At 73.2% G+C, this 20,501-nt stretch carries 17 protein-coding genes, 2 pseudogenes and 1 riboswitch; of the genes and pseudogenes, 14 read left to right on the forward strand and 5 right to left on the reverse strand.

Annotation, left to right across the window (positions count from 1 at the left end; genetic code table 11):
* The first annotated feature begins 178 nt into the window (after positions 1–178).
* Positions 179–901, forward strand: coding sequence for a TetR/AcrR family transcriptional regulator (locus tag ACRX5S_RS20645; RefSeq protein WP_436774479.1), 723 nt, complete (start codon positions 179–181; stop codon positions 899–901).
* A 79-nt stretch (positions 902–980) separates the two neighbouring features.
* Here ACRX5S_RS20645 and ACRX5S_RS20650 read toward each other — a convergent pair whose 3' ends face one another.
* Entirely contained in the window at positions 981–2,198 is a 1,218-nt protein-coding gene (locus ACRX5S_RS20650; RefSeq protein ID WP_436774480.1) for a PucR family transcriptional regulator, read from the reverse strand.
* Positions 2,199–2,403: 205 nt separating this feature from the next.
* Here ACRX5S_RS20650 and ACRX5S_RS20655 point away from each other — a divergent pair, with 205 nt between their 5' ends.
* Positions 2,404–3,333, forward strand: a complete 930-nt coding sequence (locus ACRX5S_RS20655) for a proline dehydrogenase family protein (protein ID WP_436774481.1) — start codon at positions 2,404–2,406, stop codon at positions 3,331–3,333.
* Between the two features lie 82 nt (positions 3,334–3,415).
* On the forward strand, positions 3,416–5,044 hold the full coding sequence (pruA, locus tag ACRX5S_RS20660; protein ID WP_436774482.1) for an L-glutamate gamma-semialdehyde dehydrogenase: 1,629 nt from the start codon (positions 3,416–3,418) through the stop codon (positions 5,042–5,044).
* A 97-nt stretch (positions 5,045–5,141) separates the two neighbouring features.
* Here the strand turns inward: pruA and ACRX5S_RS20665 are convergent, their stop codons facing one another.
* Positions 5,142–5,744 (reverse strand): hypothetical protein, encoded by a 603-nt coding sequence (locus tag ACRX5S_RS20665; RefSeq protein ID WP_436774483.1) that lies wholly within the window; start codon positions 5,742–5,744, stop codon positions 5,142–5,144.
* Positions 5,745–6,027: 283 nt separating this feature from the next.
* Here ACRX5S_RS20665 and ACRX5S_RS20670 point away from each other — a divergent pair, with 283 nt between their 5' ends.
* From ACRX5S_RS20670 to ACRX5S_RS20680, 3 genes are all read left to right on the forward strand, one after another.
* Complete coding sequence (locus ACRX5S_RS20670; RefSeq protein WP_436774484.1) at positions 6,028–7,296, forward strand: sensor histidine kinase; 1,269 nt, start codon at positions 6,028–6,030, stop codon at positions 7,294–7,296.
* A gap of 123 nt (positions 7,297–7,419) precedes the next feature.
* Complete coding sequence (locus ACRX5S_RS20675) at positions 7,420–8,112, forward strand: response regulator (RefSeq protein ID WP_436774485.1); 693 nt, start codon at positions 7,420–7,422, stop codon at positions 8,110–8,112.
* A 477-nt stretch (positions 8,113–8,589) separates the two neighbouring features.
* Entirely contained in the window at positions 8,590–9,120 is a 531-nt protein-coding gene (locus ACRX5S_RS20680; protein WP_436774486.1) for a nuclear transport factor 2 family protein, read from the forward strand.
* 121 nt (positions 9,121–9,241) lie between these two features.
* On the opposite strand, the gene ACRX5S_RS20685 is transcribed toward ACRX5S_RS20680, so the two are convergent.
* The gene (locus ACRX5S_RS20685; protein ID WP_436774487.1) at positions 9,242–10,135 is read right to left on the reverse strand and encodes a hypothetical protein; all 894 of its coding nucleotides are present in this window, start codon (positions 10,133–10,135) and stop codon (positions 9,242–9,244) included.
* A gap of 159 nt (positions 10,136–10,294) precedes the next feature.
* A riboswitch (cobalamin riboswitch) is annotated at positions 10,295–10,388 on the forward strand.
* 235 nt (positions 10,389–10,623) lie between these two features.
* Here ACRX5S_RS20685 and cobN point away from each other — a divergent pair.
* From cobN to cobM, 3 genes are read left to right on the forward strand one after another with little or no spacing between them, the layout of a single operon-like run.
* Positions 10,624–14,262, forward strand: coding sequence for a cobaltochelatase subunit CobN (gene cobN / locus ACRX5S_RS20690; protein WP_436774488.1), 3,639 nt, complete (start codon positions 10,624–10,626; stop codon positions 14,260–14,262).
* Positions 14,255–15,028, forward strand: coding sequence for a precorrin-6Y C5,15-methyltransferase (decarboxylating) subunit CbiT (gene cbiT / locus ACRX5S_RS20695; RefSeq protein ID WP_436774489.1), 774 nt, complete (start codon positions 14,255–14,257; stop codon positions 15,026–15,028). Before cobN ends, cbiT begins: the two co-directional genes overlap by 8 nt.
* On the forward strand, positions 15,025–15,840 hold the full coding sequence (cobM, locus tag ACRX5S_RS20700) for a precorrin-4 C(11)-methyltransferase (RefSeq protein ID WP_436774490.1): 816 nt from the start codon (positions 15,025–15,027) through the stop codon (positions 15,838–15,840). The genes cbiT and cobM overlap by 4 nt, the downstream gene beginning before the upstream one ends.
* Positions 15,841–15,869: 29 nt before the next feature.
* Here cobM and ACRX5S_RS20705 read toward each other — a convergent pair.
* Positions 15,870–16,364, reverse strand: a pseudogene (locus ACRX5S_RS20705) (LuxR C-terminal-related transcriptional regulator); the annotation flags it as partial.
* Here ACRX5S_RS20705 and ACRX5S_RS20710 point away from each other — a divergent pair.
* The 3 genes and pseudogenes from ACRX5S_RS20710 to ACRX5S_RS20720 form a co-directional block, all read left to right on the forward strand.
* Positions 16,330–16,770, forward strand: a pseudogene (locus ACRX5S_RS20710) (DUF2306 domain-containing protein); the annotation flags it as partial. The pseudogenes ACRX5S_RS20705 and ACRX5S_RS20710 overlap by 35 nt on opposite strands.
* 1 nt (position 16,771) lies before the next feature.
* A complete protein-coding gene (locus tag ACRX5S_RS20715; protein ID WP_436774491.1) occupies positions 16,772–17,101 on the forward strand; it encodes a DUF4288 domain-containing protein in 330 nt (109 codons plus the stop codon).
* A gap of 71 nt (positions 17,102–17,172) precedes the next feature.
* A complete protein-coding gene (locus tag ACRX5S_RS20720; RefSeq protein ID WP_436774492.1) occupies positions 17,173–17,991 on the forward strand; it encodes an MOSC domain-containing protein in 819 nt (272 codons plus the stop codon).
* A gap of 12 nt (positions 17,992–18,003) precedes the next feature.
* Here ACRX5S_RS20720 and ACRX5S_RS20725 read toward each other — a convergent pair whose 3' ends face one another.
* Positions 18,004–18,534, reverse strand: a complete 531-nt coding sequence (locus ACRX5S_RS20725; protein ID WP_436774493.1) for a nuclear transport factor 2 family protein — start codon at positions 18,532–18,534, stop codon at positions 18,004–18,006.
* A 140-nt stretch (positions 18,535–18,674) separates the two neighbouring features.
* Here ACRX5S_RS20725 and ACRX5S_RS20730 point away from each other — a divergent pair, with 140 nt between their 5' ends.
* Positions 18,675–19,250, forward strand: a complete 576-nt coding sequence (locus ACRX5S_RS20730) for a TetR/AcrR family transcriptional regulator (protein WP_436774494.1) — start codon at positions 18,675–18,677, stop codon at positions 19,248–19,250.
* A 62-nt stretch (positions 19,251–19,312) separates the two neighbouring features.
* The gene (locus tag ACRX5S_RS20735) at positions 19,313–20,494 is read left to right on the forward strand and encodes a GDSL-type esterase/lipase family protein (protein WP_436774495.1); all 1,182 of its coding nucleotides are present in this window, start codon (positions 19,313–19,315) and stop codon (positions 20,492–20,494) included.
* Positions 20,495–20,501: the final 7 nt, after the last annotated feature.

The raw sequence follows: 20,501 nt of genomic DNA on the forward strand, positions 1-20,501 counted from the left end.
GGATTCGGTGCGCGGATATCGGCGCGGTGCGCGGACGGGTGCGCCGTTTGTGGCGCGGGTCTTCCTGGGGGCCGACGCGGCATCGGAGTGCGTCGGGGTGGCAACGCCGTGCTTTTTCTACACGGCGTTTAGTTTTCCCACGCCGGATACTCATCCAACGATGTGTAAGCTGTCAAGCGTGCGAGACCAGCCGACCCAGCCCCCGTCCCGGAGGGCCCGCCTGCGTGCCGAGACGACGCGCGAGATCAAGGCGATCGCCCTCGGCCACGCCGCCACCGGCGGTCCGGACGCGATCTCGCTCCGGGCCATCGCGCGCGACATGGGGATGACGGCCGGGGCGATCTACAGCTACTTCCCGACGCGCGACGACCTGGTCACCACGCTGATCAACGAGGTGTACGAGGCGCTCACGGACGCCGTCAGCGGCGCCCTCGCGTCCGTCCCGTCCGAGGACGCCGCACGCCGGATCCTGGTCTGGGGCGAGGCATTCCGCGACTGGGCCCTAGCCAACCCCGCGGGCTTCAAGCTGATCTACGGCGACGCGGTGTCCGGCTACCGCGCCCCGGAGGGCGGCGCCGCGCCGGAGGTCGGGCACCGCGCGTGCACGATCGTGACCGGACTCGTCGCGGCCGCCTGGCCGGAGGCCGCCCCCACCCAGGCCGGACGCACGTACGCGTGGTCCGACTTCGGTGCCGGACTCGTCGAGGCCGTGCGCCGCGAGCACCCCGAACTACCGCCCGCGGGCGTCGCGTTGGCCCTGCGCATGTGGGGCCGTACGCACGGGCTCGTCGCCCTGGAGGTGTACGGCCACCTCGGCGCCATGGTCCACGACCCCGGCCCGGTCTACCGTGCCGAACTCGTGGACATGATCCGGTCGATCGGCCTCACGCCGCCGGAGTGAGCCCCGGGCATCGTGGCGACCGTCCGCCGAATCCGCCCGCGAGCCGGCCGAATCGGCTGTCCCGCGCGTCGCGCCCGGATCACGAACTGCCGCCCCGGTGCAGGCGGGCCGCCTTGAGAGCCATGTGCAGCAGCAGCCGGTGTTCGCCGTGCCCGAGCGAGAGTCCGGTCAACTGCTCGACGCGCGACAGGCGGTAGTAGAGCGTCTGGCGATGGATCGCCAATTCCTCGGCGGCCCGTGTCGCGTGGGCGGCGTGGTCGAGGTACGTCTCGGCGGTCCGGGCGAGTTCGGCGTGCCGGGGCGCGAACAGCGGGGCCACCGCCGGATCGGGCGTGCCGGGCAGCGCGGACAGCAGCCGGAACGGCCCGAGTTCTGGCCAGGAGGCGACCGGTGCCCGCTCGGGGAACGCCGCGGCCGTCCGCGCCGCCGCCCGGGCCTCACCCAACATCCTGGCCGTGCTGCTCAGCTCGGCGTCCCAAGCGGAAACGCCGGCGCGGGCGCCGCGCTTGCCCTTGGTGATGCGGCGGGCCGCCTCCGCGGGCGCGCGGGCGGTACGTACCAGGGCGACCAACTCGGCTTTGTCGCCTTCCTGGTCGGTGTAACAGGCGATCACGTCCGGCATCGCGTGGACGGTCGAGGCGTCCGGCAGGTTGTCGGGGGTGTCGTGCACCACGATCAGGGCGTACCGAGCGGACGGGCCGCCGACCCCGGACGCGGCGGCGGCCAATGCCGCGGCAGCCGCCCGGGCGACGGCGTCGGAAGGCTGCGCGACAGCCGCGGTACCCGCAGCACCGGCGCTGCGGTCCGCCGCGTCCGCCGTGGCTGCCATCCCGCTTGCCGTACGCAGCAGTTCGCGCAGGCGTTCGCCCAACTCGGCGCCTGCCTGGACCTCCTGGGCCAGGAGGTCGCCCGCGCGCCCCGCGAGGGCGAAAGCTGCGTCCAGGTCGGCGGGCGGCCACTCGGCACCGTCCGGGTCGAGGAGCCAGATGTAGCCGTACGTCACGCCCAGGTGCCGGGCCGGGAGGCACACGCGGCCGCGTACCCCCGTCGCCGGATCCGGCGGAATGCGCACCGGGCCGGTCGCCCGGGTGATGCCGAAGCTCTCGAACCACGCCTTCACCTGCGGCGACGACGTGCGGCTGAGGATCGAACGGGCGCGCACGTCGTCGGCGGCGGTCTCGCCCTCGTGGGCGGCGAACGCGACGAGGGCGAAATCCCGGTCCTCCAGCGTCGCGGGCGTGCCCAGCAGCGCCGCGACCTCGTCCACCAGGCGCTGGTACTCGCGCTGGTCCGCCACCGTCCCCACCTCCTACCCACACCCTGCCCTGCTTCCCGCGAGTCAGCTGACCTGCGGAGTTCCTTCATACATGTGTACAAGACAGGGCGACGCAAACGCGACTCGCGTCCATATCGCCGGGGCCCGGCCGGGCGTACGTTCGGCGCAAGCGCCCACCGGCGCACCACATCACCATCGCCACACATGCGACTCGTCGGAGGACCCCGTGCTCGGCCGCATGCTGCTCACCGCGTCGCGCAGCGAACGCCTGCGCGACTTCGTCGCGACCGCGCCCGTCACCCGACCGGTCGTGGACCGCTTCGTCGCCGGGGACGACCTTCCCGGCGCCCTCGCGGCCGTCCGCGGCCTCGTCGCGGACGGCCTGGACGCCACCGTCGACCACCTCGGCGAGGACATCACCGACGCCGCCCAGGCCGCCGCGAACCGCGACGCGTACCTCGCCCTGCTCGACGCCCTCGGCCCGCTGGGCGCCGGACCGCGCATCGAGGTGTCGGTCAAACTGTCGGCCTTCGGCCAGGCCCTCGGCGCGGGCGGCCACGACCTGGCGTTCGCGAACGTCCGTCCGGTCGCCGAGGCCGCGGCGCGCATCGGCAGCACGGTCACCCTCGACATGGAGGACCACACCACAGTCGACTCGACGCTCGCGATACTCGCCGAGCTGCGCGCCCAACACCCGGGTACGGGCGCGGTGTTGCAGTCGTACCTGTTCCGCACGGAAGGGGACTGCCGCAAGCTCGCGACCGAGGGCTCGCGCGTCCGGCTGGTCAAGGGCGCCTACCGCGAGCCCGCGTCCGTCGCGCATCAGGACCGGCGCGAGGTGGATCTCGCCTACGTGCGCTGCCTCAAGATCCTCATGGCCGGGAGCGGGCACCCGATGGTCGCCACCCACGACCCGCGCCTGATCGCCATCACCCAGGATCTCGCACGCCGCCACGACCGCGTGCCGGGCTCCTACGAGTTCCAGATGCTGTACGGCATCCGCACCGACGAACAGCGGCGGCTCGCCGAGGCGGGTGAGCGCGTACGCGTGTACGTGCCCTTCGGGACCGACTGGTACGGCTACTTCACCCGCCGCCTGGCCGAACGCCCTGCCAACGTCGCCTTCTTCCTCCGCTCGTTCCTCCCCGCGCACTGACGCCTGGCGCCGCCGTCCCGGACACGCTCGCCCCCCGCCACCCCCGGCCGCCTCACAACCCCTCCCGAGAAAGGCAGTTGCCATGGACGCCGTCACCCAGGTCCCCGCCCCGGTCAACGAGCCGGTACGCACGTACGCCCCCGGCAGCCCCGAACGCGCCCGCATCGAGGCCGAGTTGAAGCGCCAGGCCGGGACTCGGGTGGAACTGACGCAGACCATCGGCGGCGTGCGGTCCACCGGTCGCGGCGCGCGGACCGAGGTCGTCCAGCCGCACCACCACCGGGCCGTGCTGGGCGAGTTCGCCGCATCCACGCAGGACGACGCGCGGGCCGCGGTGGCGGCGGCGAAGGCGGCGGCACCGGGCTGGCAGGCGCTGAGCTTCGACGACCGTGCGGCGGTGCTGCTGCGCGCGGCCGAGCTGCTGGCCGGGCCCTGGCGCGAGCGGATCGCGGCGGCGACGATGCTGGGCCAGTCGAAGACGGTGCAGCAGGCGGAGATCGACAGTCCCTGCGAACTGGTCGACTTCTGGCGGTTCAACGTGCACTTCGCGCGGCAGATCCTGGCGGAGCAGCCGATCTCCTCGCCGGGCGTGTGGAACCGCCTGGACCACCGGCCGCTGGACGGGTTCGTGTACGCGGTCACGCCCTTCAACTTCACGGCCATCGCCGGCAACCTGCCCACCGCTCCCGTGCTGATGGGCAACACGGTCGTGTGGAAGCCCGCCCCCACGCAGACCCTGGCCGCGTGGCACCTGATGCGCCTGCTCGAAGAGGCCGGACTCCCACCCGGCGTCGTCAACATGCTCCCGGGCGACGGCGCCGCGGTATCCGAAGTCGTCCTGTCGGACCGGGACTTCGCCGGCCTGCACTTCACCGGCTCGACGCCCACCTTCCAAAAGCTCTGGTCGACGATCGGCGCCAACATCTCCGGCTACCGGACCTACCCGCGCATCGTGGGGGAGACGGGCGGCAAGGACTTCGTCGTGGCCCACCCTTCCGCCGATCCCGCCGTCCTGCGCACCGCGCTCGTCCGCGGCGCGTTCGAGTACCAGGGCCAGAAGTGCTCCGCCGCGTCCCGTGCCTACCTCCCCCGCTCCCTCTGGGAGTCGGGGCTGCGCGACGAACTCGTCGCCGAGACCGAGTCGCTGACGATGGGCGACGTCACCGATCCGGCGAACTTCATGGGCGCCGTCATCGACGCCCGCTCCTTCGCCAAAAACAAGGCGGCCATCGACCGCGCCCACGCGGCCCCGCACATCGAGGTCCTGGCCGGCGGCACCTACGACGACAGCGAGGGCTACTTCGTCCGCCCCACGCTCCTCAAGGCCGACGACCCCACCGACGAGGTGTTCACCACCGAGTACTTCGGCCCGATCCTGGCCGTCCACGTGTACGACGACGCCGACTGGCGCCAGATGCTCACCCAGATGGAATCGGTGTCCCCGTACGCCCTCACCGGCGCCGTCATCGGGAACGACCGGGCGGCCCTGGCCGAGGCGACCCGGCTGCTCCGCTTCGCCGCCGGCAACTTCTACCTCAACGACAAGCCGACCGGCGCCGTCGTCGGCCAGCAGCCCTTCGGCGGCGACCGCGCCTCCGGCACCAACGACAAGGCGGGTGCGGCCCAGAACCTGATGCGTTGGACCAGCACCCGCACGATCAAGGAGACGTTCGTACCACCCACCGACTACCGCTACCCGCACATGGGCTGACCGGGACGGCCGCTCAGCCCGTCCCGCTCAGCCCGTTCCGGTCAGCCCGTTCCGGTCAGCCCGTTCTACTTGGCGAGCCCCACCCGGCGCCGCGCGTTCAGTGTTTTCCGCTCAGGTACTTGTCGATGCGCGGGTCGCGCTGCCCGTCGCTGTCGTGGCCGGGGCCGCCGGGGCGTTCCTTGGGCCACAGGGTGTAGGTCAGCGCGATGACGGCGTTGATTCCGGCGACCAGGCCCATGCGCCACTGCCAGGACGACAGCGCGTCGGTGCGGGACGAGTCGTCGATGACCCAGATCGCCAGTTGCAGCAGTCCCGCCGAGATGCCGCTCGCGACCGCCGTCATCCCGGCGAGCTTCCATTCGTGCGCGGCCCGGGCCATGCCGTACTTCGGCGGCTTCACCGGTGCCGGGCCGCCCGCGAAGCGGTGTGCGAACCGGGCGTCCGCCCACTTGATCAGGTAGTGCCCGTAGGCCACCGAGAAGCCGATGTACGCGGCCGACAGCCCGTGCTTGAAGTCGGCCGTCGCGCCGTTGCTCAGGTCGACGACCGTGGCCACCAGCAGCACCACGTCGACGAGCGGCACCGCGACGAGCAGCGCCGTGCTCGTACGCCGCAGCCGGAAGACGTAGCGCGCGGTCAGGGCGAGAACGAGGATCACCCAGAAAGCGATCTCGCACCCGACGATCAGGGCGATCAGCATGGTGCACTCCTTAGCGGCCTTGTTGCTGCCTCCGCCGCCGCCTCCGTGGCCGGTCGGTCGCCGGCGGTCTTTGCGTCCTGCTTCCAGGCTCCCGGCGCGAGGCCGCCGAATCGTCGTCGGACGCGACGATCGTGGGCTGCATAGTTCGATGTACGCGGAGTCACCGGGGACACGCCCCGGGGAGGGCGGCACGGCGTAGTCGCGCATGGTGCGATGGACTCGTACAACCGCCCCGCCGCCTCCGGTCCCCACCCGAACGCGGCACAGCACGCGAAAGGCCGTCATGGCACGGAAGCGCCCCCACCCGCACGATGTGCTGCTCGCCGCCGCAGGCTGGGTCGGCGGCGTGGCGCTGTGGGCTCTCGGCCTGAACGACTCGTACCACGGCCTCCCGCGCGCGCTGACGCTGATCCCGCTCACGGTCATGGCCTGTACGACGCTGCTGCGCCGCACCGCCCCGCGTGCCGCGCTGGCGATCGGCACGGTGGTGGTGGTCGTGGACCAGACCACGGTGCCGAACGTCGCCACGGTGATCCTCTTCGCCGACGTGATCTATGCGGCGGCGCTGTACGCCCCTCTGCGTACCGCGCGCCGGGTGGCTCCGGGCTGCGTGGCGTTCACGATCCTCACCACCGTGATCGCGCTCAGCGTCATGCGGGACGTCAAGGCGCTCATCATCGGCATCGTCGCCGGGCTGGTGACCGTGACGTCGGCGTGGACCGGTTGGATCATCAGGACGCACCGCGACGAGGCGGCCGCCGAGCGGCTGCGTGCCGAACAGACCGCGCTGCTCGCGGAGTTGGACCGGCGTTCCGCCGTCGAGCAGGAACGGGCACGGATGGCACGGGAGTTGCACGACGTCGTGGCCAACCACCTGTCGGCGATCGCGATCCACTCGACGGCGGCGATGACGGTCGCGAAGGGAGATCCCGAGGCGACCTCGCGGGCGCTGGGGGTGATCCGGGAGAGCAGTGTGCAGGGGCTCGCGGAGATGCGGCGGCTCATCGGACTGCTGCGCAACAGCGGCGGCGGCGAGGCGGCGTTCCCGGGGGACCACGACGGGGCGCAGGCGGCCGTGCCGCGCCTGGACTCGCTGGACGCGATGCTCGCGCGGGCGTCCCGCAGCGGGGCCGGCGACGGGCTGGAGTTCTCGCTCGACGACCGCAGGTTGAACAGCGGCAGCCAACTGCCGGCGCCGGTCGAGCTGGCGGCGTTCCGGATCGTCCAGGAGTCGCTGACGAACGCGCTCAAGCACGCGGCGCCGGGGCTCGTGACGGTACGGCTCGTGCAGTCGACGCGGCGGCTGGTGGTCGCGGTGGAGAGCCCGTACACCCCGGGCGACGGGCCGCGGGCGCCGGGTGCGGGGGCCGGTCTGGTCGGCATGCGCGAGCGGGCGTCGCTGCTCGGCGGCTCGTTCGAGGCGGGGCCGCGGACGGAGGTGGCGGCCGGACGCGGCACCGGGTCCGATGCCGGTTCCGCATGCTGGCAGGTCCGCGCCGAACTGCCGCTCGGCGACCCGGATGAGACCGAGAGCCCCAGACAGCGCACGTAGCGCCGCCGCGCACGACCGAGCACCGGAGCGCCGGCTACCGAGCACCGCCGCACCACGCACACCACTAGCACATCGTGCACACCCCGCACCACCAGACCACCGCACCGCGGAGAGAGGCAGAGCATGGAGACCGGCGCCGCCACCACCATCCGCATCGTCGTCGCGGAGGACCAGGGCGCGGTCCGCGCCGGACTGGTGCTGATCCTGGGCTCGGCACCCGGCATGGAGGTCGTCGGCGAGGCCGCGGACGGCGAGGAGGCGGTCCGCCTGGCCCGCGAGCTGCGGCCGGACGTGGTGCTCATGGACGTGCAGATGCCGCGCATGGACGGCGTCACCGCGACGCGCGAGGTGGTGCGGGAGGGGTTGGCGGACGTCCTGGTGCTGACGACGTTCGACCTCGACGAGTACGTCTTCGGCGCCCTCCGAGCCGGGGCCTCCGGCTTCCTGCTGAAGGACTCCGACGCCGCCGTGCTCACCGAGGCGGTGCGCCTCGTGGCCCGGGGCGAGGGCATGATCGCCCCGTCGGTGACGCGCCGCCTGATCGCCGCCTTCGCGGGCGACCCCGGCTCGAAGACCCCGCCGCGCCCCGACACCGCGGCCGTGCGAGCCCTCGATTCCCTGACCCCCCGCGAACGCGAGGTCTTCGTGTGCCTCGGCCGAGGAATGTCCAACCACGAGATCGCCGAACACCTGACGATGGCCGAGGCCACCACGAAGACGCACGTGAGCCGCATCCTCCCGAAGCTGGGCGTCCGCAGCCGAGCCCAAGCCGCGGTTCTGGCCCACGAGCTGGGCTTGCTGGACGAGGACGCCTGACCGCGGCGGCTTCGCCGCGCGAGCGCGGGAACGGGCGGGGCGGGGGAGCGCCCCGGCGGGGATCCGAGCCGCCGGGGCGAGGGCGAGAGCGTGGGGCGCGGGGCAGGATCGCCTGCATCCGCGCCGCCGGGGGCGAGGGCGTGGGCGTGGGGGCGCGTCGGGAGCTCGCCCGTGGGGCGCGGGGTGGGATCGCCTGCACCCGCGCATCCCGCGCTGTCGCGCATCCGCGCTGCCCGCGCTGCCGCGCATCCCGTGCTTCCACGCATCCCGTGCTTCCGCGCATCCGCGCTGTCGCGTCGGGGCGAGGTACGTGGGGGCGCGTCGGGAGCTCGTTTGTGGGCGCGGGGGTGGGATCGCCTGCCGCCCTGTCTGCCGCCCCGCCCCCGGTCCCCTCGCTCCATCCTCGGCGATCTGACGGTGTGTCAGACTGGGGGCGTTGTTGATCGGCGGGGAGTGGACCACACGAGGAGCGGCGGGATGGCTGAGGCGGAGCGGCTTGCGCGGGTGGAGGCGTACGAGGAGATCCGGCAGTTGGCCGCCCGGTATGCGCTGGCGTTGGACAGTCGCGACGTGCCGACCCTTGCCTCGCTCTTCGTCGACGACGTGCAGACGGGCGACGGCGGCGTGGGGCGCGACGCGCTGGCCAGGTGGTTCGACCCGGTGCTGCGGCCGTACGGCATCACGTTCCATCTGATCGGCAATCACATCATCGACTTCGTGGACGACGACCACGCGACCGGTGTCGTCTACTGCCGTCCGGAGCACGAAGTCGGCGACCTGTGGGTCGTCATGCCGATGCAGTACTGGGATCGGTACGAACGCCGGGACGGGCGCTGGTACTTCCGCAGCCGCAAGCCCAAGGTGTTCTACGCGGCGGACGTGCAGGAGCACCCGCTGAAGGTCGCCGACCGCTACAACTTCCCCGGCAATCCGCTCATCACGAAGGCCGAGCTTCCCGAGAAGTGGGTGTCGTGGCAGGAGTTCTGGTCGCGGACCGGCAGCGAGTAGCGCGTCAGGCCACGCCGTCGTCCGGTTCCCGCGGGTACGGCCGCCCGGTGAAGTCCCGTACCGGGCCGTACCGTTGGCGGGCCGGGGGGGGGGCGTGTNCGGACCGGCAGCGAGTAGCGCGTCAGGCCACGCCGTCGTCCGGTTCCCGCGGGTACGGCCGCCCGGTGAAGTCCCGTACCGGGCCGTACCGTTGGCGGGCCGCCGCGGCCGCTCCGTCGGCCGCGGCGCGGATGCCGGAGGCGAGCAGGGCCGGGTCGCGGCCCGCCGCCCGCACCATGTTGAGGCCCACCAACGATGCGGCGTCCGGCGGCTGAGGGCTCGTCAGTTCCGCCGTCGCCGGAACCGCGCGCAGCACGCCGTGGGTCAGGGCCAGCCACGAGCCCGCGATCGCCCGCACCATCAGCGCCTCGGGGTCGACGCGGTCCGACGCCCGCCGCGGCCACAACCGCGTTTCCAGGATCGGCACGTACGGCAGCGACAGGTGGCCCGCGGGCAGCCACGGCCCCACATGCGCCAGCCCGAGCCGGGCTTCCGTCTCGGACAGCCGCCCTTCCCGGACCTCGCGCGCCGCGGCCGCCTCCGCGTCGAACCACCAGGTGAGCCACACTCCCGCGAAGTGCCGCGGCAGGCCGGGGCCCCACGTCGCGGCCGTAAGCGGCGTGCAGTTGTCGGACGGGTCGACGCCCACCGGCAGTTGGAACATCAGCAACCCTCGTGCGGCGGGCAGCACTTCGGCCGCCATCGGGAGGCGGAGGCCGACGGAGGCGGTCAGGAGGGCGCGTACCGCGACGTCGTCGAAGGCGTAGGCGGGCCCCTCGACCACGCGCGACACCTGCACCCGGGCCATGCGCGCGGCCTGTTCGGCCGGCGGCTCGCCGCGCCACTCGGCCGGGGCCATCGTGCGCGCCCCGTGCGCGATCATCGCCGCCCAGTGCCGGGGTGCGCGCTCCACGAGGTACTTCAGCAGGAGCGCACGCCGGTCCGCACAGCGTCGCGCGTTCCAACTACCCGGCATATATACGAAGTTAGACCCAGTTATTGGTCAGAGTATGCTTTTCGGCTATTTTCCTGAATCGTTACACATCGCGCGACGGCCGTCCGCACTTGCGGGACTGTCGTGCCCTACGCGATGCTGACCCCGCACCGGCCCTCGCCGGTGCGGGGAGGACGCGGACAGGAAGCCGGTGGAAGTCCGGCACGGTCCCGCCACTGTGACCGCCCGTGTGCGGCTGCCCGAGGCAGCGGCGCGGTGCGGGAGTCAGGAACTGCGCGTCCCGCCCCTGTTGTCCGATGGGGCGAGGACCCCGGAGAGGCGCGCACAGTGACGACTCCGTCGTGCCCGCAAGCCGCACCACGCGTACGCATACCCGCGGGCACCACCGCGACCGCGCCCGCGACGACCGCCGACCGGGGTCCCTGCGCCCGCCCCACGGCGCCCGCGCGTACCCGGGCACTTGCACATACAGCGTGTATGTCGCGTCCCGCCGCGGCGGGGGTGCCCCGGTGATCCTCCTCCTCTCCACCTCCGACACCGACCTCCTCAGCGCAAAGGCGAGCACCGGGGACTGGCGCCTCGCCAACCCCGCCCGGACCGCCCCCGAGGAGCTGCCCGCCCTGGTCGACGGCTGCGACCTCGTCGTCGTCCGCCTGCTCGGCGGCCGCCGCGCCTGGGAAGAGGGCCTTGACGCTCTGCTCGCCGGACCGCGCCCGGTGGTCGTCGTCTCCGGCGAACAGGCCCCCGACGCCGCGCTGATGGAGCTGGCCACCGTCCCGGCGGGGGTGAGCGCCCAGGCCCACGCGTACCTCGCCCAGGGCGGCGCCGACAACCTGACGAACCTGTACGGGTTCCTCTCCGACACCCTCCTGCTGACCGGCCGCGGCTTCGACCCGCCCGTCGAGGTCCCGGCCTGGGGCCGCCTCGAACGCCCCACCCGCAACCCCGGCGCCCCCGGCGTCGGCGTGCTCTACTACCGCGCCCACCACCTCGCCGGGAACACCGCCTTCGTGACCGCGCTCTGCGACGCGATCGAGGACGCCGGAGGCCGCGCCGTCCCGGTGTGGTGCGCCTCCCTGCGCGGCGCCGAACCCGCGCTGTTCGACGAACTGCGCGAACTGGACGCCCTGTTGGTGACCGTCCTCGCCGCGGGCGGCGCCCGTCCCGCCGAGGTCTCCGCGGGCGGCGACGACGAGTCCTGGGACGTCGGAGCCCTGGCCGCCCTCGACATCACCGTCCTCCAGGCGCTCAGCCTCACCACCAGCCGCGCCGAGTGGGAGGCCGGGGACGCGGGGCTGTCGCCGATGGACGCCGCGACCCAGGTCGCCGTCCCGGAGTTCGACGGCCGCCTGATCACTGTGCCGTTCTCGTTCAAGGAGACCGGTGCCGACGGCCTCACGCACTACGCCGCCGACCCCGAGCGGGCCGCACGCGTCGCGGGGATCGCGGTGCGCCACGCGCAACTGCGCCGCGTCCCGGCCGCCGAGCGCCGCATCGGCGTCGTGCTGTCCGCGTACCCGACCAAGCACGCCCGGATCGGCAACGCGGTCGGCCTCGACACCCCCGCGAGCGCCGTCGCGCTGCTGCGCGCGATGCGCGGGGCCGGGTACGACGTCGGCCCCGTCGAGGGCCCCGACACCCTGCCCGGCATCGAACCGCCGGACGGCGACGCGCTCATCCACGCCCTCATCGCGGCGGGCGGCCAGGACCCCGAGTGGCTCTCGGAAGCCCAGCTCGAAGGCAACCCGGTGCGCATCCGCGCCGCCGAGTACCGCGAGCGGTACGCCCGGCTCCCGGTCGGCCTGCGCGCCAACATCGAGGAGCACTGGGGCCCGCCGCCCGGCGAACTGTACGTCGACCACTCGCGCGACCCCGACGGCGAGATCGTGCTGGCCGCCCTCCGCGCCGGCAACATCGTGCTGATCATCCAGCCGCCGCGCGGCTTCGGCGAGAACCCCGTCGCCATCTACCACGACCCCGACCTCCCGCCCAGCCACCACTACCTGGCCGCCTACTGGTGGCTCGACGCGGCCCGCGACGCCGGCGGGTTCGGCGCGAACGCCCTGGTGCACCTGGGCAAGCACGGCACGCTGGAGTGGCTGCCCGGCAAGAACCTCGGCCTGTCCGCCGAGTGCGGGCCGGACGCGGTGCTCGGCGACCTCCCGCTGATCTACCCCTTCCTCGTCAACGACCCGGGAGAGGGCGCGCAGGCCAAGCGCCGCGCGCATGCGGTCATCGTGGACCACCTGGTGCCGCCGATGGCGAGGGCGGAGACGTATGGCGACCTCACGCGGCTGGAACAGCTCCTCGACGAGTACGCCAATGTCTCGGCCCTGGACCCCGCCAAGGCGCCCGCCGTGCAGGCGCAGATCTGGACCCTCGTGCGGGCCGCCCGGCTCGACCACGACCTCGGCATCGACGACCGGCCGCACGAGGCGGAGTTCGACGACTTCCTGCTGCACCTGGACGGCTGGCTCTGCGAGGTCAAGGACGCGCAGATCCGCGAGGGCCTGCACGTGCTCGGCACCGCGCCGACCGGCGACAGCCGAATCAACCTGGTCACCGCGATGCTGAGGGCCCGTCAGGTCTGGGGCGGGCGCACCGCCGCGCTGCCGGGACTGCGCGAGGCCCTGGGGCTCGTGGAAGGCGGCGCGGCCGGGCGGCGCGAGACCGACGACGCGGAGGCACGCGCGTTCACCCTGGTGTCGGCCATGGAGGCACGCGACTGGGACCCGGACGCCGCGCCCGCCGTTGCCGCCGAGGTGCTGGACGGCGTGCCCGGCGCCGACATCCGCGCCGTGGCGGACGTGCTGTTCTTCGCCGCCACCGAGGTCGTGCCCCGGCTCGACCGCACCGGCGACGAGATCGGCGCGGTGCTGCACGCGCTGGACGGCGGCTACGTCGCCGCCGGGCCGTCCGGGTCGCCGCTGCGCGGCCTGGTCAACGTGCTGCCGACCGGCCGCAACTTCTACACCGTCGACCCCAAGGCCGTGCCCAGCCGCCTCGCCTGGGACACCGGCCAGGCGCTCGCCGACTCGTTGGTCGCCAAGTACCGTGCGGATAGCGGCGATTGGCCCCGCTCGGTCGGCCTTTCGGTGTGGGGCACCAGCGCGATGCGCACCAGCGGCGACGACGTCGGCGAGGTGCTGGCGCTGCTCGGCGTACGCCCGGTCTGGGACGACGCCTCGCGGCGCGTCACCGGCCTGGAGGCCGTCCCGCTCGCCGAACTCGGCCGCCCGCGCATCGATGTGACGGTCCGTATCTCCGGCTTCTTCCGGGACGCCTTCCCACACGTCGTGCTGCTGCTCGACGACGCGGTGCGGCTGGCCGCGGGGCTGGAGGAGCCCGACGAGGACAACTACGTGCGGGCGCACGTGCGTTCCGACCTCGCCGCGCACGGCGACGAACGCCGCGCCACGACGCGGGTGTTCGGCTCGCGGCCGGGAGCGTACGGGGCGGGGCTGCTGCCGCTCATCGACGCCCGCACGTGGCGGGACGACGCGGACCTGGCCGAGGTCTACGCGACGTGGGGCGGGTACGCGTACGGCCGGGGCCTGGACGGGGTGTTCGCCCGGCAGGACATGGAGGGGGCGTACCGGCGCATCGCGGTGGCCGCCAAGAACACCGACACGCGCGAGCACGACATCGCCGACTCCGACGACTACTTCCAGTACCACGGCGGCATGGTCGCGGCGGTGCGCGCGCTGACCGGGACCGCGCCCGCCGCGTACATCGGCGACTCGACCATGCCGGACGCGGTCCGCACGCGGACACTGGAGCAGGAGACCGCCCGGGTGTTCCGGGCCCGGGTGGTGAACCCCCGCTGGATCGAGGCGATGCGGCGGCACGGCTACAAGGGCGCCTTCGAACTCGCCGCCACCGTCGACTACTTGTTCGGCTACGACGCGACGACGGGTGTCGTGCAGGATTGGATGTACGAGCGACTGGCCGCCGAGTACGTGCTCGACCCGGAGAACCGGGCGTTCATGCGGACCTCCAACCCGTGGGCGCTGCGCGGCATCGCGGAGCGCCTCTTGGAGGCTGCGGACCGCGGGCTGTGGGCGAAGCCGGACGCGGCCACGCTGGCGGGGCTGCGGGACGCGTACCTGGAGGTCGAGGGGGACTTGGAAGGGGGCGAGGATGGCTGAGCACGCGCTTGCGGGGGCGTCTGCCGAGGCGGCCGGCGCTTCGGGTGCCGCCGCTTCGGATCCCGCCGCCCCCACCCCGGCCGACGTCCCGAGCACCGCTGCGACCACCACCGCTGCGACCACCACGGCTCCGACCACCGACGCTGCGACCGCCACGGCTCCGACCACCGATGCTGCGACCGCCACGGCTCCGACCACCACCGTCCCCGGCCTCCCCGACGACGTGTACGGCGGCGACGGCCAGTTGACGAAGCGTGAGGTCCGGGCCATCACCCTCGCGGCCCTCGCCCCGCGTCCCGGCGAACTCCTCTGGGACATCGGCGCGGGCAGCGGCAGCATCGCCATCGAGTGGCTGCGCGCGCACGAGAGCTGCCGGGCCGTCGCCGTCGAGGCGCGCGAGGACCGCGCCGACCGCGTCCGCGCGAACGCCGCCGCCCTCGGCGTGCCCCGGCTGTACGTCCTCGTCGGCTCCGCCCCCGGCGCCCTCGACGCCCTCGCCGACACAGACGCCCCCGACGCGGTCTTCATCGGCGGCGGCCTCACCGTGCCCGGCGTAGTCGAGCGCTGCTGGGCGGCCCTGCGCCCGGGCGGACGCCTCGTCGCCAACGCGGTGACTGCCGAAACCGAAGCCGAGCTGGTACGCCACCGGGCCGATCTGGGCGGCGACTTGACGCGCATTCAGATCAACCGGTCGACCCCCGTCGGCCGCTTCACCGGTTGGCGGCCCCTGATGCCCGTCACGCAGTGGATCGCGGTGCGCCCATGACCGTGCACTTCGTCGGCGCGGGCCCGGGCGCCGCCGACCTGATCACCGTGCGCGGCCTGCGCCTGATCGAGAAAGCGGCGGTGTGCCTGTACGCGGGCGCGCTCGTCCCGCGCGAACTCCTGGACGCCGCACGGGCGGACGCCCGGCTGGTCGATACCGCGAACCTCACGCTCGACCAAATCGTCGAGGAGATCCGCGCCGCCCATGCGAACGGCCTCGACGTGGTGCGCCTGCACTCCGGCGACCTGTCGTTCTTCAGCGCCGTGGGTGAGCAGACGCGCCGCCTCGAAGCGCTCGGGATCCCCTACGAACTTACCCCCGGCGTACCGGCGTTCGCGGCAGCGGCGGCTGCACTCGGACGGGAGCTCACGTTGCCGGGCGTCGGCCAGACCGTCGTGCTGACCCGCGTCGCCAACAACTCCACCGCCATGCCGCCCGGCGAGGACCTGGCCACGCTCGGGCGGTCGCGCGCCCTGCTCGTTCTGCACCTGGCCGTCCGCGAAACATCCCGCATAGTCGACGAGTTGGTCCCCTTCTACGGTGCGGACTGCCCGGTCGCGGTGGTCGCCCGCGCGTCCCGCCTGGACGAACTCGTCGTACGGGGCCGCCTCGTCGACCTCCCCGCGCTCGTGCACGACAACGGCATCAAGGCCGTCGCCGTCATCATGGTCGGTGAAGTCCTCGGCGACGCAACGGGGTTCTGCGAGAGCCACCTGTATTCACCGGCCCGGGAGCGCGCCACGGCCGCCGAACAGCCGGCGCGGCCCATAGCCGACTGCGTCGCCGGTGCGTGCCGTGCTCGGGTGCGGTAGGCGAACCCGGTCCGGTAGGCCCACACCACGGCCTGGGTGCGGTCGCGAACCTCCAGCTTGGTCAGGACGTGCTTGACGTGCGTCTTCACCGTCTCGACCGACAGGTGCAGCGCGGCCGCCCTGATGCCGGCCACCAGTTCCTCCGGGGACGCCCGCTTCAGCAGGAACCCGTCGGCCCCGGCGACGATCGCATCGTCCACGACCTCGTCCAGGTCGAAGGTGGTCAGCAGCAGGGCGCGCGGGCGCGGCTCGGCTTCGAGGACCACCGTGGGGCCGCACTCGCGATCGCCGTTTTCGCGCCGCTCCCGTACCTCACCGCGACCCTGGACGGCCTCGCGGCCGACGACGGCGACCTCGCCGCGAACTACGCGGACCGGTCGGCCTGGGCCCAGACGTTCTTCTACCTCCACGTGGTCGCGGGCGGCCTCGCCCTGATGTTCACCCCGCTGCAACTGTCCGGCCGGGTCCGACGCCGCGTCCCCGGCCTGCACCCGGGGCGTCGGGCGGGTCGCGGTCACCTGCATCCTCGTCGGCGGCCTCGCCGGGCTGGTCCTGTCCCCGATGGACGTCGCCGACGAGATCGGGTTCGCCGGGTTCGGATCCCTCGCGGTGCTCTGGACCGCCTTCGCCGGCGCCGGGCTGCGAGCCGTCCGCAACGGGGACGTCGCCGCGCACCGCCGCCGGATGCTACGTGCGTTCGCGATGACGTACGCCGCCGTCACCCTGCGCCTGTGGCTGGTCCTGCTGGTGCCGGTCACCGGCGACTTCCGCACGGCGTTACGACTGCGTCCCGTTCCTGTGCCGGGTGCCGAACCTGATCGTGGTCGAGGTGATTCTGCGCCGGTCCGGCCGCCGCCGCGCCCGCCACGTGGCGAAATGACACGCCCGCAGCCCGGGCGGTCGCCCCTGGCCGCCGGCCACGGTGGGTAGCGTGGCCGGGGTGCAGATCTACGTCGCGGTGTTGGTGAGCGAGTCGCATGTGGCGGGGGACGAGCCGCTGTTCCAGGAGAGCTTCGTGCTGGTGCACGCCGCCGGGGAGGACGAGGCGCGCGCGAAGGCGGAGGCGCTGGGGCGGGCGGGGGAGACCTCGTACGAGAACGCGGACGGGCGTACTGTCACCTGGACGCTGCGCCATGTCGTGGACGTGGCCCCGGTGCTCCGCGACGACCTCGGCGACGGCGCCGACCTGTACACGCGGCACTTCCGCGACATCGAGGCGTACGAGGCCTTCGAGCCGCTGCTCTCCGGCGAGGAGTTGTAACCCTCGAACGGACGGGCGCGCGGTCGAGTCGGGAGTCAGGTCCGCATGATCCTCCCGGCTAGGCTGTCGCCATGGCATCGGTCGTCGAACTCAACGTCTATCCGGTCAAAGGATGCGCGGCGCTCCCCGTGTCCGAGGCCGTGCTGACCGATGCCGGGATCGCGCACGACCGGACCTTCATGGTCGTGGACGCCCGCGGTGTGCTCCGCAGCCAGCGCACCGACCCGAGGTTGTCCGTCGTGCACGCGGGCATCGACGCCGAGGGGCGGACCCTCGCCCTGCGCGCCGAGGGCGTCGGCGACTTGCGGGTCGACGTCGACACCGAGTCGCCGCGCGTCGGCGTCGAGATGTTCGGGACGCCGTACCGCGCCATCGACCAGGGCGACGCCGTCGCCACGTGGCTGACCGAGGCGCTCGGCGTGCCGAGCCGCCTGGTCCGCGTGCCGCCGGAGCACAGGCGCGTCACTCCGGGAGTGGTCCCGGGCACCGCGGCGTTCGCCGACGCCGGGGCGCTGCTCGTGGTCTCGCGCTCGTCCCTCGACGGCCTCAACGCGCGCATCGGCGACGGCGGTCCGCTGCCGATGACGCGCTTCCGCCCGAACATCGTGGTCGACGGCTGGACCGAGCCGCATCGCGAGGACGACGTCCGCCGCATGCTCGTCGGCAACGCGGAACTGGCCTTCGCCAAGCAGGCCGGGCGCTGCGTCGTCACCACCGTCGACCAGCTCCGCGGCGTGAAGACCGGGCCGGAGCCGTTGCGCACGCTGGCCACGTACCGCCGGGGTGCGAGCGGCGGGGTCTTGTTCGGCGCGCAGTATTCGGTGGTACGCCCGGGCAAGCTCGCGATCGGCGACCCGGTCGAGGTCACCGAGTGGGCCGCCGAAGGCTGAGCGGCGGTCCCGCTACCGGCCGAGCACCGCGTACGACGGGTCCTCCGTGTCGCGCCGCCCGGCGTGCTCCGGCGGCACCAGGTCGGCGGCCGCGCGCGGAAGCATCTGCACCGTCTGGAAGTCCAGGGTGTGCCGCCGCGCGTCGACGGCCCAGCGGCCGTCGCGCAGCGACCAGCGGTCGGCGTACCGGCCGCGCGCGGTGATCTCGGCGACCGTCGACTCGTCGCCGCCGGGGCCGCGGAGCACGACGGTCACGTAGGACTCGCTCACCGCCGTCGCGCCGTCCTCGCCGACCCGGATCAGGATGTTGGTGATCTGGTGGGAGTGCGCGGTCAGGGCCTCGTGCGCCTTCCAGACCCAGTCGACGAAGCCCTCGCCGGTGCCGGTGAACATCGGCGGGTAGTCGGCGGTCCCGCCCGGGTGCCACACCGACAGGGCGAGGTCGCGGTCCATGCGGTCGAGGGCCCGGCAGTAGGTGTGGATGACTTCGGTGATCGCCTGCTTCGCGAGGAGGTCGCGTACCGCAAGATCGTGTTCGGTCATGCGGCGGAGCCTGCCCGCAAGCGGCGGCGGATACAAGGGCGTCCGCGATGCCGCCGCGCTGAGCTAAGGCCCAAAGCAATTTGCCTAAAGTCATTAGGAATCGCATACTCGGTCCTGTCGACGAAGGGCAGGAGCACGCCATGGCACGCGCCGGACTCACCGCCGAACGCCTCACCCGGGCGGGCGCCGAACTCGCCGACGAGGTCGGCTTCGACCAGGTGACCCTGTCCGAGGTCGCGCGCCGCTTCGACGTCAAGGTCGCAAGCCTGTACTCGCACCTCGCGAACTCCCAGGAGCTCAGAACCCGGATCGCGCTGCTCGCCCTGGAGGAGATGGCCGACCGCGTCGCCGCCGCACTGGCCGGACGCGCCGGCAAGGACGCCCTGACCGCGTTCGCCGACGTCTACCGCGACTACGCCCGCGAGTACCCGGGGCGCTACGCCGCCGCACAGATGCGGTTGGACCCCGAGACCGCGGCCGCGAGCGCCGGGGTCCGGCACGCGCAGATGACGCGCGCGATCCTGCGCGGCTACGACATCGACGAGCCCGACCGGACCCACGCCGTACGCATGCTCGGCAGCGTCTTCCACGGCTACATCACCCTGGAGATGGGCGGCGGCTTCAGCCACAGCGCGCCCGACACTCAGGAGACCTGGACGCGCATGCTCGACGCGCTGGACGCGCTGCTGCGCAACTGGCCCGCGCCGCCCGCGTAACCGCCGCGCCTGGCCCACTCCGCCCCGACCACCCGCCGCCACCCCACCGAAGGCCCCGTCTCATGCCCGAATCCACGCCCGGCCTCATCGCCGTACCCCTCACCTCCGACCTGCTCCGCGGCGCCCTGGAGCTGGAGCGCACCGAGCGCGGCATCCTGCCGCACCGCCTGCCGGCGTGGGCGCGAGCCCAGTGGCTGGACGGGCAGTTGGCCTTGGCGGAGTCGCAACCCTCGGGCGTACGCGTGGTGTTCCGCACCCGCGCGGCCGTGGTCGAACTCGACACCGTGCCCACCAAACGCGTCTACCCCGGCGCCCCGCCGCGTCCCGACGGCGTGTACGACCTGCTCGTCGACGGCCGCCTGACGGCCCAGGGCACCGTCGCGGGCGGCGACACGCTCGTGTTCGACATGGCCGCCGGCACCGCCGAGACGCGGCGCGGCGCACCGGGCACCCTCCGCTTCGCGGACCTGCCCACGGCGGACAAGGACGTCGAGATCTGGCTCCCGCACAACGAGACCACCGAACTGGTCGCGCTGCGCACCGACGCTCCGGTCACGCCCCTGGCCGATCGAGGCCGCAAGATCTGGCTCCACCACGGGAGTTCGATCAGCCACGGCTCCGACGCCGCGAGCCCGACGACGACTTGGCCCGCCCTCGCGGCGGCCCTCGGAGGCGTGGACCTCGTCAACCTCGGCTTCGGCGGCAGCGCGCTGCTCGACCCCTTCACCGCCCGCACGATGCGCGACACGCCCGCGGACCTGATCAGCGTCAAGCTCGGCATCAACCTGGTCAACCACGACCTGATGCGCCTGCGCGGGTTCGCCCCGGCCGTGCACGGGTTCCTCGACACCATCCGCGAGGGTCACCCGACCACACCGCTGTTGGTCGTCTCGTCCATCCACTGCGCGATCCACGAGACCACGCCGGGCCCCGCGTCCCTCGACCCCGACGAACTGGCCGCCGGACGCCTGCGGTTCCGCGCCACCGGCGACTCCTCCGACCGAACGCGCCTCACCCTCACCGTGATCCGCGACGAACTGGCCCGCATCACCGCCCACCGCGCCACGACCGACCCCAACCTGCACTACCTCGACGGCCTCACCCTCTACAACGAAGCCGACGCCGCCGAACTCCCCCTCCCCGACCACATCCACCCGGACGCGGCCACCCACCACCACATCGCCCACCGCTTCGCCCGACAGGTGTTCGAGAACGACGGCCCGTTCGCCCCCGAACCCGCATAGCGCGTGG

The sequence above is a fragment of the Yinghuangia sp. YIM S09857 genome (assembly GCF_051388915.1).
Lineage (GTDB): Bacteria > Actinomycetota > Actinomycetes > Streptomycetales > Streptomycetaceae > Yinghuangia.